The 12,894-nt window shown below is 40.7% G+C and carries 10 protein-coding genes; 7 read left to right on the top strand and 3 right to left on the bottom strand.

What is annotated here, in order from left to right; genetic code table 11:
* The first annotated feature begins 164 nt into the window (after positions 1-164).
* From QZ265_RS06285 to sstT, 3 genes are all read left to right on the top strand, one after another.
* Positions 165-1,820, top strand: a complete 1,656-nt coding sequence (locus QZ265_RS06285; RefSeq protein ID WP_296404482.1) for a leucyl aminopeptidase — start codon at positions 165-167, stop codon at positions 1,818-1,820.
* Positions 1,821-1,834: 14 nt separating this feature from the next.
* Entirely contained in the window at positions 1,835-2,323 is a 489-nt protein-coding gene (locus tag QZ265_RS06290) for a DNA polymerase III subunit chi (RefSeq protein WP_296404483.1), read from the top strand.
* Between the two features lie 283 nt (positions 2,324-2,606).
* Positions 2,607-3,827 (top strand): serine/threonine transporter SstT, encoded by a 1,221-nt coding sequence (sstT, locus tag QZ265_RS06295; RefSeq protein ID WP_296404485.1) that lies wholly within the window; start codon positions 2,607-2,609, stop codon positions 3,825-3,827.
* A gap of 134 nt (positions 3,828-3,961) precedes the next feature.
* On the opposite strand, the gene QZ265_RS06300 is transcribed toward sstT, so the two are convergent.
* From QZ265_RS06300 to QZ265_RS06310, 3 genes are all read right to left on the bottom strand, one after another.
* Positions 3,962-4,291, bottom strand: coding sequence for a chaperone modulator CbpM (locus tag QZ265_RS06300; RefSeq protein ID WP_296404487.1), 330 nt, complete (start codon positions 4,289-4,291; stop codon positions 3,962-3,964).
* A 34-nt stretch (positions 4,292-4,325) separates the two neighbouring features.
* The gene (locus QZ265_RS06305) at positions 4,326-5,351 is read right to left on the bottom strand and encodes a J domain-containing protein (RefSeq protein ID WP_296404489.1); all 1,026 of its coding nucleotides are present in this window, start codon (positions 5,349-5,351) and stop codon (positions 4,326-4,328) included.
* Positions 5,352-5,773: 422 nt separating this feature from the next.
* Positions 5,774-7,774 (bottom strand): ATP-binding cassette domain-containing protein, encoded by a 2,001-nt coding sequence (locus QZ265_RS06310; RefSeq protein WP_296404491.1) that lies wholly within the window; start codon positions 7,772-7,774, stop codon positions 5,774-5,776.
* Between the two features lie 451 nt (positions 7,775-8,225).
* On the opposite strand from QZ265_RS06310, the gene erpA reads away from it, so the two are divergent.
* The 4 genes from erpA (at position 8,226) to mpl (ending at position 12,800) form a co-directional block, all read left to right on the top strand.
* A complete protein-coding gene (gene erpA / locus QZ265_RS06315) occupies positions 8,226-8,555 on the top strand; it encodes an iron-sulfur cluster insertion protein ErpA (protein ID WP_296404493.1) in 330 nt (109 codons plus the stop codon).
* Positions 8,556-9,068: 513 nt separating this feature from the next.
* Positions 9,069-10,658, top strand: coding sequence for a glutamate--cysteine ligase (gshA, locus tag QZ265_RS06320; RefSeq protein ID WP_296404495.1), 1,590 nt, complete (start codon positions 9,069-9,071; stop codon positions 10,656-10,658).
* A gap of 83 nt (positions 10,659-10,741) precedes the next feature.
* Complete coding sequence (locus tag QZ265_RS06325; protein ID WP_296404497.1) at positions 10,742-11,257, top strand: disulfide bond formation protein B; 516 nt, start codon at positions 10,742-10,744, stop codon at positions 11,255-11,257.
* A gap of 52 nt (positions 11,258-11,309) precedes the next feature.
* A complete protein-coding gene (mpl, locus tag QZ265_RS06330; RefSeq protein ID WP_296404499.1) occupies positions 11,310-12,800 on the top strand; it encodes a UDP-N-acetylmuramate:L-alanyl-gamma-D-glutamyl-meso-diaminopimelate ligase in 1,491 nt (496 codons plus the stop codon).
* Positions 12,801-12,894: the final 94 nt, after the last annotated feature.

Raw genomic sequence — 12,894 nt, forward strand, 5'->3', positions numbered from 1 at the left:
AAGTCATAATCTAATTATCAACAATCTGTCAAATATGAATCTGTCAAATATAAGTCCGTCAAATATGATGTAAGAAATATTCAGTGCAAATCTAAGTACACCATTAATAATGTAAAAGCTGTCTCACCAATAATAAATTCATTATATAAAACATAGGAAGTATTATGAGCTTAACTATATCAGTTAATAAAACTTTGCCAAAACTGGCTACAAAAAAATTACTAAAAAAATCTACCTCTAATGAGACTCAAAGCCATTGCCTAGCAGTATTGGTAGATGACGAAGCAAATATTATTGGCAGCTTTAAAGAGTTAGAGCTCTATCAGCAGCGCATTGAGGACTTAATTTCAGTGTCTGGCTTTAAAGGTAAACTTGGCGAAACGGTCGCTGACTTCGCATTATCAGCAGATGCCAAAAAAACGCCCTTACAGCTTATGCTAGTTGGTGTGGGTAAGCCTGAAAAAATTAATTCAACCTCTATTCAAAAGATTGCCACAGCTATTTATAAAAATACACAGCATCGCGTTACTAACCTAGCAGTAGCTATTGGCGATGACTTATCAGATGAAAGCCTACAGCAATTGGCATTGGAGTTACTCAATGCAAGCTATCGTTTTGATAAATATAAATCTGAAAACAGTGAACCTAAACTAACTGAAATTACTTTAATTTCAGCGAGCGTTGAGCAAGCCACCGTGGACTATGTGACAGCTGTTCATAGCGGTCAATCGTTGGCACGTGATGTAGGCAATGAACCAGGCAATATATGTTTCCCAGAATATATGGCAGAACAAGCCAAAGACTTGGCAAAAGCCTATCCAGACCTATTAAAAGTTACTGTTTTAGGTGAAAATAAAATGGAAGCGCTGGGTATGAACTGCTTCTTGTCTGTATCTCGTGGCTCAGTTCGTGAAGGACAGCTGGTTATCCTTGAGTATCAAGGCAAAAACCTAGTATCTGAAACTATCGATACTAATAATAGTAGCTTTGTCGATACTTTGACCAATAACTTAAAAGCAGTAACAGATAAACTACCGAAGAAGACGTCTAAAACGAAAGCCGCTAAATCGAAAGATAGCAACGTTGAAGACATTGATAATGACGCGCCTATCGTATTAGTCGGTAAGGGGGTGACCTTTGATTCAGGCGGTATCTCAATTAAGCCTGGCGCAGCTATGGACGAAATGAAATTCGACATGGGTGGTGCAGCTTCGGTACTTGGAACCATAAAAGCATTATGTGAAGCGCGTCTTCCGATCAACGTTGTGGGCGCTCTAGCGTGTGCGGAAAATATGCCATCCGGTGAAGCAACTCGTCCAGGCGATATCGTAAAAGCCATGAACGGCATGAACGTTGAAATCTTAAACACCGATGCTGAAGGTCGTTTAGTACTGGCAGATACTTTATGCTATGTACAACGTTACAATCCACGTGCCATTATCGATGTGGCCACCTTAACTGGTGCCTGTGTTATTGCGTTAGGTCATGTGCGTTCAGCGGTCTTTAGTAACGATGAAGATGTTCTATTTGAACTCGAAAACGCCAGTGATCAATCCGGCGATTTAATCTGGCATATGCCACTAGATGATGAATACCAAAGTCAGTTGGACTCGCCTATTGCAGATATTCAGAACATCGGTGGCCGAGCAGCGGGTGCGATAACTGCAGCTTGCTTTTTATCACGCTTCATCAAAGAAGGGCAAGCATGGGCTCACTTAGACATTGCTGGTACTGCTTGGAACTCGGGTAAAGAAAAAGCGGCAACTGGTCGTCCGGTACCTTTATTTATGCAGTATCTAAAAAATATGTCTGAGCAATAGTATAGATACTACCTATGCAAATTAGTTTTTACGTTCTTGGTGAGCGCTTTAAGCAACATGACATCACCTCAAGCACTGCCTCAGCTCTAGATGCTGATGCGGTGCTAAATTTTGTGTGCCGATTGACCCATACGGTATTGACTAAAAGCGACCACAGTTTACTCATTATTGATGATCAAACTGAGCGTCTGACTGCCTTAGACGAACACCTGTGGAGTTTTGATGCCACCAGCTTTATTCCTCATAACCTCATATTGGAAGATGTTATTACTTTAGATAAGCTTTCTGCACCAGTGACCTTGGTCAAAAAAATGATACCTGACTTTGACGGTGTAGTGCTTAATCTTGCTCCTACTGCACCTCCTATCTCTACTCATGGCACTTTGCCTGAAAAAATCTTAGAAATCATTACCTCAGACGAAACTAGTAAACAACAAGGTCGTGACAAATATCGAATTTATCGTGACTTAGGATTTGAACTAATTTACTTTCCGATTAACTGATTTTTTCATCTGTCATATCCTGTCTTTCTATCTTATTTTTAGTTATCTGTTGCAGACAAATTTAAGTTTTGTATAATCACTGCATTATCTGGTTATAGGATAAGGCTTAAATGAACAAAAGCTATCAGATTGTTAATATCAATGGCTTTAGAAAGCCTATCTGCGAATCAAAAACGTAACCTAAAAACATCTCTGCACTGGCTATGAGCTTGTGTTGCGCATACTTTTATTTTTTATGATTTAGTACTGTTTTATGTCAACTCAGTACTTTTACGGAGAGCTTATGAGAGCCCTTATTGACATGTATCAACGCATTGGTCTAGTGCCATTAATTATCATTGGATTGATAATAGGTATCTTAATTGGTTGGTTAGCACCATCCGCTGGCATAGCACTTGGATTATTAGGTACTTTATTTGTTGGGGCTCTAAAAGCAGTTGCTCCTATCTTGGTTTTTATTCTAGTTATAGCAGCAGTGAGCAAACACCAAAGTGGTAGTGAAGCTCATGTTAGACCTGTTATTATTATGTATATCTTCGGCACCTTTTTAGCGGCTTTAACTGCGGTTACTGCCAGTTTTATTTTTCCGACTGAGTTGATTGATTTACATACCATTGAATCAGTAGCAGACCGTGCTCCGCCATCAGGCATAAAAGAAGTGTTAACCACCCTGCTTATGAATTTAGTAGATAACCCTGTCAATGCGCTTGTTACTGCTAACTATATCGGTATTTTGGCATGGGCCATTATCATCGGTATTGCTCTACGTCAGGCATCTGCTACTACCCGAACCATGGTCGCTGACTTATCTGACGCCATATCAAGTGTTGTTAAATTTGTGATTTCCTTAGCCCCGATTGGTATATTAGGATTGGTTGCTAATACCATCGCTGATACTGGGTTTGCGCCCTTAAAAGGATATGCGCATCTGCTATTTATATTGGTAGGCTGTATGATATTTGTCGCGTTGGTGGTTAACCCGATTATTGTGGCCTTTAATATCCGCAGAAACCCTTATCCTTTAGTATTTCAATGCTTACGTGAGTCAGGTATCACAGCTTTTTTTACACGTTCTTCAGCGGCAAACATTCCCGTAAATATGAACTTAGCTGCTAAGCTTGGTCTGCACGAAGACACTTATTCTGTAACCCTACCCTTAGGGGCCACAATCAACATGGCTGGGGCAGCTATCACCATTAATATATTAACCTTAGCAGCAGCTAAAACTTTAGGTATAGAAGTTGACTTCGGCTCTGCGTTATTACTAAGCGTTGTGGCTACCATAAGTGCCTGTGGTGCTTCAGGTGTACCAGGTGGATCTTTATTATTAATTCCATTGGCTTGTAGCTTATTTAATATTCCAAATGATATCGCTATGAAAATCGTGGCCATTGGTCTTATAATTAGCGTTATCCAAGACTCAGCAGAAACAGCTCTTAACTCGTCAACTGACGTATTATTTACTGCAGCTGCTGATCCTGTGATGAAAAATAAAGCTGTTTAGAAGTTGGTTTAAAATTCAATACTGATCTTATATTGCAGACTGTATCTTTAGACAACTCTATAGCTATGAAAAAGGCTCCAATCATTAGATTAGAGCCTTTTTTAGCATTTTGTATTTATGGCTAGCTTAAACCGTTATTTGGATTGAATCTCAACCTCAATTGTTTGCACTAACTGGGTTTGAGACTGATGCTGTCGTTTAAACTGACGCAGTTGCTCAAGCTCTTCTAACAACTCTAAAATTAAACCAATTGCCGGAATACTGGCATCAAAATCACGACTTAAACGTGATGCTCGGCGCACAATTGCCAGCTGGTAGCCAGTAAATTGTTGGGTCTCTGGCACATCATATTCAATGACATTCTCTTCTATTAACGCCATTACCCAATTACGCTCAGCACCACAAACAGTAATGAGCTCATCTAGGGTCATAATAATATCGTTAAATTCATTAGAGTGTTTCATGATAACCGTCCCTCTTATAATTTTTTTAACTGCGTTAGCGCTGTATGCTGATATCAGCAAAGCTTTGTTTTAGAGCCGCATACGCCTTCTCTTGGGCTTCTGTGCTAATCTCTGGGTTAACAATATTCAATGTCAGATATAAGTCACCTGCCTCCTTTGCAGGTATGCCTTTACCTTTAACCCTTAGATGACTACCAGACTTACTGTTCTTAGGTATAGTAATACCAAAGGTTCCTGCAGGGGTATTGATGTTAATCTTTTCACCCAATGCCGCCTCCCAAGGGGCAATATTCACCGTTTGATACACATCAGCACCTTCTAAGCGAATATTATCCTCATGCTTAATCATTACCTTTAAAAACAAATCACCGTTTTTGCCACCGCCATAGCTTGCCGCACCTTGACCACTTAAGCGAATTTGCTTGCCTTCAGTAATGCCTTTAGGAATTTTAATCTTCAAAGTTTTTTGTTCTTGACTAACCGTGCCATCTGCTTGACGCGTTGGCACATTTAATTTGATGCTATAATCATCGCCGTTGTATACTGAATCTAGACTGACATTGATCTCAGCGTGTTGGTCTTGCCCTGGCGCTGGACCAGCATCGGCAAAAGCACCACCAAAGTGATCAAAGCCTTCGAAGCCCGGCTGAGCAGATTGGCGTGAGGATCTTGCGCCACCTTTGCCAGCCCCAAATGCTGAGAATATATCATCAAAGCGGAAACTACCACTGCCGAAGGGCGCTCCTTCTCCAAACTGATCTTTGATATCTTCCCATCTATAACCGCCTTGACCGCCAGCACCGCCGAAGCCTCCTGCACCTGCGCCACCAAAGCCACCGGCAAAGGGATTGGCCTGCATAGCATCATACTGAGCTCGTTTTTCGGGGTCACGTAAGGTTTCATAAGCATTGTTAATTTCTGCAATTTTTTCGTCGGCATCTTTAGCTTTGCTCACATCAGGGTGATACTTACGCACCAACTTACGGTAGGCTTTTTTAATATCATTTTCTGAGGCATCTTTGCTAACGCCCAAAGCATCGTAAAAACTTTTTTCTGCCATTATTGTTATCCTTTTAAGCAATCTAATCTAAGTGCCCGTTCATAACTTGTTATATAAGGGCTATTCATTTATATTTCACGGTCCAATAACCAAAGTTTATGTGATTTAATTCTTTTATAGATGATTTACTACCTATGACCTTATGAATCCTTACCTTTAGTGTAAGTGCTCAGTTAGTTACACACTATAGGTTTTTTGACATTTAATCTGTATTACTTTTTAATATCCTATTTGGTATTCTGGCTTTATCTTTACTTAAGACTCATGATAAAAAGCAGAGCTATGCTCAGCAAAAACGGTTGTTAACTATGTTAAATAAGAATTTATGTCTTAAAAAAAAGAGCCTGTATAATCAAGCTCTTTTTGTGGGTTAAGCAATTGACTCAATCAATTGCTAAGCTTTATTAACTAGCTAATATGACTTATTGCTCATACTGTTCAAGCTCAGTCATTGCCATTAGCATCTCTTCTTCAAGCTTGGATTGCTGCTGCTCTAGTGTCGTTTGTTCATCTAACAACTTTAAAAGCTCATCTTTGCGAGCGTCTTCATAAAGTGTGGTATCGGCCAGCTTTTGTTCAAGTGCATTTAGCCCAATGGCTAATTTATCCAACTTATTTTCAGCTTGTTCAATACGTTTGCGAATCGGCGCAGTCAGTTTACGCTGCTCTGCGGCCAGTTTACGGCGCTCTTCTTTATTGAGTTGCGGCTCTTCTGCAAGAGCCTTAGCTTTGGCTTCGGCAGCTTTTCTTTCTGCTTCTGCTTTTTTAGCCGCTTCATTAGACGCTGATTTGGCATCGCGAGACTCTTTTGCGGCGTATTTGGCATCTGATTTACGTTGTTCGGACAGCCATTTTCCGTAATCTGAAACATCACCCTCAAATTCATTTAACTTACCTGCATGCACCAAATACAGCTCATCACAGACATTAGCGATAAGCTCTCGGTCATGCGAGACCAAAACCACAGCACCAGCAAAGCCTTGCAAGGCCATAGTCAATGCCTGACGCATTTGTAAATCTAAGTGGTTGGTTGGCTCATCAAGTACCAAAACGTTAGGCTTCTGCCATACAATTAATGCCAAGGTCAGGCGCGCCCTTTCTCCACCAGAGAACAGTTTACTTGGGGTATCAATACGGTCGCCTCGAAAGTCAAAGCTACCCAAAAACGAGCGCAATTCTGCATCAGAAGTCTTACCAGCAATACGGCGCATCATAATCATTGGCGTCGCTTCAGCATCCAAGCTGTCCATCTGATGCTGGTTAAAGTAGCCAATATGTAGCGTATCCGATACTTTATAACTGCCCGTTAACGGCTCAAGTTCTCCGACCAAGGCTTTAATTAAGGTGGATTTACCGGCTCCATTCATACCCAATAGGCCAATACGAGTATCGGGCGTAATCTGAAGGCTGGCATTTTTTAAGATAGGCGTATCACTATAGCCAATATCAGCTGACTTTAAAGTGATCAAGGGCGAGCTCATATGACTGGGTTCATAAAATTGAAAAGTAAAAGGGTTGTCTGCCATTATTGGCGATAAATCCGCCATGCGCTCCAGTTGTTTTAATCGACTTTGAGCTTGCTTGGCTTTAGAAGCTTTGGCACGGAAACGGCGCACAAAGTCCTCTAAATGGGCTCGTGTGGTTTCTTGCTTCTCATAAGCTTGTTGCTGCTGTGCTAAACGTTCACTACGGGTGCGGACAAACTGTGAGTAGTTGCCGGTATACATAGTCAGACGCTGATTTTCGACATGCAAAATATAGCCAATGGTGGCATCTAAGAAAGTTTGGTCATGCGAGATAAGTAGCACGGTACCATCGAATTTAGCAATCCAATCCTCAAGCCATAAGATAGCGTCTAAGTCTAAGTGGTTGGTTGGCTCATCGAGTAGCAATAAGTCAGCTCGACTCATCAGAGTTTTTGCCAAATTAAGGCGCATGCGCCAGCCTCCAGAGAAGTCATTCACAGGCAGCTCGTGTTGGTTGGGCTGAAATCCCAAACCCGCCATTATCTGTGCGGCTGTGGTAGGAGTACGATAGCCATCGATGTCATCAAAACGTTGATACAATTGAGCAATTTCATCATCAGTTAAGCTATCCGGTGCCATCATTTTGCCATTGAGCTCATACCACTCTTTGTCGCCACTTAACACATAATCTATAGCAGGCTGACTGCTACCTTCAACTTCCTGCGCCATGTGCGCCACTTCCCAGCCACTTGGAATGCTAATATTACCAGCATCCACAGTTAACTCATCCGTAGTACGCTCACCCATATAAGTCAGTATTACCCCAAATAAAGTAGATTTTCCGGTACCATTGTTGCCGGTTAGCCCCACTTTTTGACCAGGATGTATCTGAAAGGTGGCGTCTGAAAAAAGTACTCTGCCATCACGGCGGACACTGACTTTGTTAAATTCAATCATGGATATCAATCACTTTTGGTTAATGCTAAGCAGAATAAGTAGTATATTTCGGTTGAATCGAGCTGATATAAAACTTGCAACAAAAAGGGCACAGTTTAGCAGCTAAGGCATATTGAAAACCAAGCATTATGCCTCATTATGCTATACTGAATGACTAATAATTTAAATAACCGTAAAATCAACAGTTGGTCATGACCTTTCAATGTCCTTGATAACCAATGTCTTTGATAAGCAATGCCCTTGATAAACAAAGCGCCGTCATTGAGGCTTATCCATTATAAAAAATTTATCCGCCGCTGAGTTTAAAATAAGCCAAAAATAAATTTTATTTATAATAACTTACCTTTAAAGTCAGCCGTTTTAAAATTACAATTTCTTTTAGTCTTGGGCAGCTGAAGCACCAACTTCAAATTTTACGTTAAGTGAAGTTTGCACACTTTACGAGGATGCTATGACAACCATTACCCTAACTGACAGTGCGGCCAATAAAGTCCGCAGATTACGTGAAGAAGAAGGCGATAACAACCTAATGCTACGAGTGTATGTCACTGGTGGGGGCTGTTCAGGCTTTTCATACGGGTTCAATTTCGCTGATGAAGTGGGCGAAGATGATGCCAACTTCGAAAACGAGGATGTTACTTTGCTGGTCGATTCATTAAGTTATCAGTATCTACAAGGCTCAATAGTAGACTATACTGAAGGCTTAGAAGGTGCTCGCTTTGTGGTCACTAACCCGAATGCGACAACAACTTGTGGCTGTGGCTCTTCTTTCTCTATTTAAGCACTTGAATTTTAAGCACTATAATTTTAAGCACTATAATTTAATCACAGACATTTAAACAGCAAGTCTACAGTTGATTTAAGTCAATTCAACTATAATTGTGACCCGCTATGGCTTTAAACGACCTTATTTGTTGCAAGCCAATTTAGTGATATAAAATTTTATAATGGCCACTACAAGCTTTGATTTAGTATTGTAGTGGTTATTTTTTTATAGATTTTATAAGATCCTTCCTTAACTTATACGGCCAGAGCTAAGGAGGATTTGACTTTGATTATGGCTGTCAATTGTAAACACACATGATTTTTTGATAGGTTTAAGCTACACTAAATCGATATATAAATGGCCTCATTGTGCCTATAAAAACTACTGTGCCGCCACTGCCTGAATTAAGCCTCTTTAATCTTTTGCTTGGATGATGATTAGCTGAGTTGCTTAGTTAATAATTTGATTAGCAAATGATTTGCTTAGTTGATGACCAGTGAGGTGCCTATTTGATTTTGAGATTATAGTATGTCTGAAGTAACTGCCTCCTCCTCACGCCCAAACCGCCATCCTGTTGTACCTTCTTGGTTATCCAGCAAACACCTATCGGGTATGCTGCGTGGTATTGAAAAAGAGGGGTTAAGAATGCAGTCTGACGGTTTTCTTGCCCAAACGCCGCATCCAGAATCTTTAGGTTCGAAGTTAACCCACCCTTATATCACCACCGACTATTCTGAAAGCTTGTTAGAACTGATTACTTCCCCTAAGCCCACAGTGGCTGAAACCTTAACCATGCTTCGCGAACTGCATGTGTTGGTATATCAATCGTTACAAGAGGGCGAATTGATGTGGCCATTATCTATGCCGTGCATGCTGTCCTCTGATGACAATGATATTCCTTTGGCCGAATATGGCACCTCTAATGTGGGTCGTCTAAAAACCTTATACCGAAGTGGTCTAGGGATTCGTTATGGCCGCCGTATGCAAACTATTGCTGGCCTGCATTATAACTTATCTTTTGGCGATAATTTGTTTGAAGCATGGCGTGAGAGCCTACCGTCACAGCAACGTAATGAGTCATTAACCGAGTTCAAAAATGACAAATATTTAGGTCTGATTCGTAACTTTAAGCGCATGAGCAGCTTGGTATTATACCTCACAGGTGCTAGTCCTTCGGTGTGTCCTTGCTTCCTTACCGGCCGCAAACATGACTTATCGCTGTTGAATAACACCACTTACTTTAAGCCAAAAGCCACAAGCTTGCGCATGAGTAAACTTGGTTATACCAATAGTGTGCAAGATCAGCTAGATATTCGCTACAATAATCTTCCTGAATACGTATCAGGGCTTAGAAAGGCTATCAACACCCCTTTTTCTGGCTTTAGTGAGTTAGGACTAGATGATGAAAATGGCAATCCTATTCAGATTAACGATCATATTCTACAAATTGAAAATGAGTACTATAGCCCTATTCGTCCTAAGCAAATTGCACAGTCAGAAGAAGCTCCAAGTCATGCCTTAGAAGCTCGTGGCATTGCTTATGTTGAATTTAGAGCGGTCGATTTAGACCCCTATAGTGACATTGGTATTCGAGTATCCACTGCCTGTTTCTTAGAAGTATTAGCGCTATATTGTTTACTGACTGATTCACCTGAACTTCTGCCTGAAGAAGATAACTTATTGACTGAGAACATTGAGAAAGTGGTTAATAATGGCCGTGAACCTGGCTTAACTATTAATACTTGTGACGGTGACTTACAGTTATCAGAGTGGATGAGAAAACATTTAGAAGCCATGCTTCCTTTTGCTGCCCTGCTTGATGCTGAATATGGTAGCAATAATTACCGAGTAGCAGTGACACTTATGTTGGGCAAAGCGGTATATCCAGACGCTACTTTATCGGCTCAAGTTTTAGCAGATACTGAACGTTTAGGCAGTACTTGGAATTTAGGCTATGCCTTAGCGGTGCAACATCGTGAAACTATCATGCGTAATTCTTTGAGTCCAAAGACTCAAGCTAAATATGAAGTGTTGGCGGAAAAGTCTTGGATACAACATCAGGATCTTGAGCAAAGTGACAAGCAAGATTTTTATGAGTATATTCAGCAGTATCGCTAATAAATTTGCCGTTATAAAGAATTAAAATTATATATTTAGGCATTATTGAATACTGAACTAACCTTTGCCAAGGAACAACCAGCATGCCACGTTTATTGACTTACCGTGCTCTTAATTTCATTTTAGTGGCTTTGGCCATCATTGGCATGGCTTTTGCCATTTTATTTTTACAAAATTATAAGGGTCTTGAGCCTTGCCCTTTATGTATATTCCAACGCATCGGGCTTATGGTGATGGGGCTATTTTCACTGATTGCTGGCATCGCTAATCCAAAAGCAAAAGCGTTTCGATTTTTGCTATGGCTAGGCTCAATGGCTGGTATCTTATGGTCAACTGGTGTTGCTGCTCGTCATGTTTGGCTACAGCATTTACCGGCAGATCAAGTGCCTTCATGTGGTCCTGGGCTGGATTATTGGTTAGAAGCACTGCCTATGAAACAGGTGATTAATCAAGTACTATCTGGATCTGGTGAATGTGCCGAGATAAGTTGGCGCTTTTTAGGAATGTCTATTCCAGAGCAGGCTTTAATCTTGTTTAGTGTTTTGATTTTTATTAACTTACTGGTTTTATGGCGCATTATTAGCAATCGTACTGCTTGATGCTTTGCGCTTGGTTAAACTTTCATTTATTTAAAGACATATTAGAGGTTCCATGCACGTTCATATCTTAGGTATCTGCGGTACATTTATGGGGTCACTTGCGTTATTGGCTCGTGATCTAGGTCATAAAGTGACTGGTTCTGATACCAATATCTATCCCCCCATGTCCACTCAGCTTGAACGTGCTGGTGTGGTTATTCAAGAGGGTTATGCCGCCAGTCATTTGCAACCTGCACCCGATTTAGTAATTGTAGGTAATGCTATGAAACGGGGTATCGAAGCGGTGGAATATATGCTTGATGCAGGGCTTGCCTATACCTCTGGACCTCAGTTTTTATCAGAGCATGTCTTACAATACCGTCATGTGCTAGCGGTGGCCGGTACGCATGGCAAAACGACTACCACTACCATGCTCGCTTGGGTATTACACTACTGTGGTATTGATACCGGCTTCTTAATCGGTGGCGTGCCTTTGGTAGATAGCGATAATGAAAAGCTAACCCAAGCATTTAGTCACAGTAGTTATCTGGGCTCTGATAAAAACGATCAAGGCGAACGCGGTTACTTCGTTATAGAAGCCGACGAGTATGATTCTGCATTTTTTGATAAGCGTTCAAAGTTTGTCCATTATCGCCCGCGCACCGCTATCTTAAATAACCTTGAGTTTGACCATGCTGATATCTTTAAAGATTTAGATGCTATCCAAACTCAGTTCCATCATATGATTCGTATGATTCCAAGTAGTGGTCAAATCATTATGCCGGGTCATACCCCAAGTTTAGAGGCTACGATAGAAAAAGGGTGTTGGACCCCTATTTGGCGTACTGAAATTACAGAGCCTGATAACTTACAAGGTACGGTAGATTGCGTATGGAAAGCTGAGTTAATTGAAGAAGATGGCAGTCGATTCTTGATACATTATCATGATGACGAGCAAACCCAGATGCTAACTGGAGAAGTTCATTGGGGTATGAGCGGTCGCCATAATATAGAAAATGCTATGGTAGCGGTTGCTGCTGCTTATGATATCGGCATTGGTGTTGAACAAGCCTGCGCAGCCTTGTCTAAATTCTCCGGTATTAAGCGTCGTATGGAATTGATCGCTGATGTTGAGTATAAATCGGGCAATTCAACTAGTAAAGTACAAGTGTTTGACGATTTTGCGCATCATCCTACTGCCATTACCACCACACTCGATGGCGCCAAAAAGAAATTAAAAGCAGCTAAAATTTGGGCCATTATTGAACCACGAAGTAATACCATGAAGCTTGGGGTTCATAAAGACAATTTAGCAGCTTCTGCGCAACTCGCTGATGAAGTTATTTGGTATGAGCCATCAGGTTTAGAATGGGGATTGAGCGAAGTTATTGGTAACGTTGATAATATCAATAACCGACAGTATGTGATGAATGATACCCAAAAAATCATCGATCATCTTTTGTCTAAGCTTGGCCAAACAGGTAAAGACGATGCAGTTATTATTATGTCAAATGGTGGTTTTGAAGGTATTCATCAGCGTTTGATAACGGCTTTGAATACTTAATATCTTATACTTATAAAAGATTGAGTACTTAATATCTTATACTTATAAAAGATATAGGTGTTTTAAAGCTATTGTCTTTATAAAACTATTATAG

Source organism: Psychrobacter sp. (assembly GCF_018260395.1).
Classification (GTDB): domain Bacteria; phylum Pseudomonadota; class Gammaproteobacteria; order Pseudomonadales; family Moraxellaceae; genus Psychrobacter.

Coding starts and splice junctions, on each gene's coding strand:
- QZ265_RS06310 (WP_296404491.1), bottom strand. CDS start 7,774: ATGATTGAATTTAACAAAGTCAGTGTCCGCCGTGATGGCAGAGTACTT.
- QZ265_RS06305 (WP_296404489.1), bottom strand. CDS start 5,351: ATGGCAGAAAAAAGTTTTTACGATGCTTTGGGCGTTAGCAAAGATGCC.
- gshA (WP_296404495.1), top strand. CDS start 9,069: ATGTCTGAAGTAACTGCCTCCTCCTCACGCCCAAACCGCCATCCTGTT.
- QZ265_RS06325 (WP_296404497.1), top strand. CDS start 10,742: ATGCCACGTTTATTGACTTACCGTGCTCTTAATTTCATTTTAGTGGCT.
- QZ265_RS06285 (WP_296404482.1), top strand. CDS start 165: ATGAGCTTAACTATATCAGTTAATAAAACTTTGCCAAAACTGGCTACA.
- QZ265_RS06300 (WP_296404487.1), bottom strand. CDS start 4,291: ATGAAACACTCTAATGAATTTAACGATATTATTATGACCCTAGATGAG.
- erpA (WP_296404493.1), top strand. CDS start 8,226: ATGACAACCATTACCCTAACTGACAGTGCGGCCAATAAAGTCCGCAGA.
- QZ265_RS06290 (WP_296404483.1), top strand. CDS start 1,835: ATGCAAATTAGTTTTTACGTTCTTGGTGAGCGCTTTAAGCAACATGAC.
- sstT (WP_296404485.1), top strand. CDS start 2,607: ATGAGAGCCCTTATTGACATGTATCAACGCATTGGTCTAGTGCCATTA.
- mpl (WP_296404499.1), top strand. CDS start 11,310: ATGCACGTTCATATCTTAGGTATCTGCGGTACATTTATGGGGTCACTT.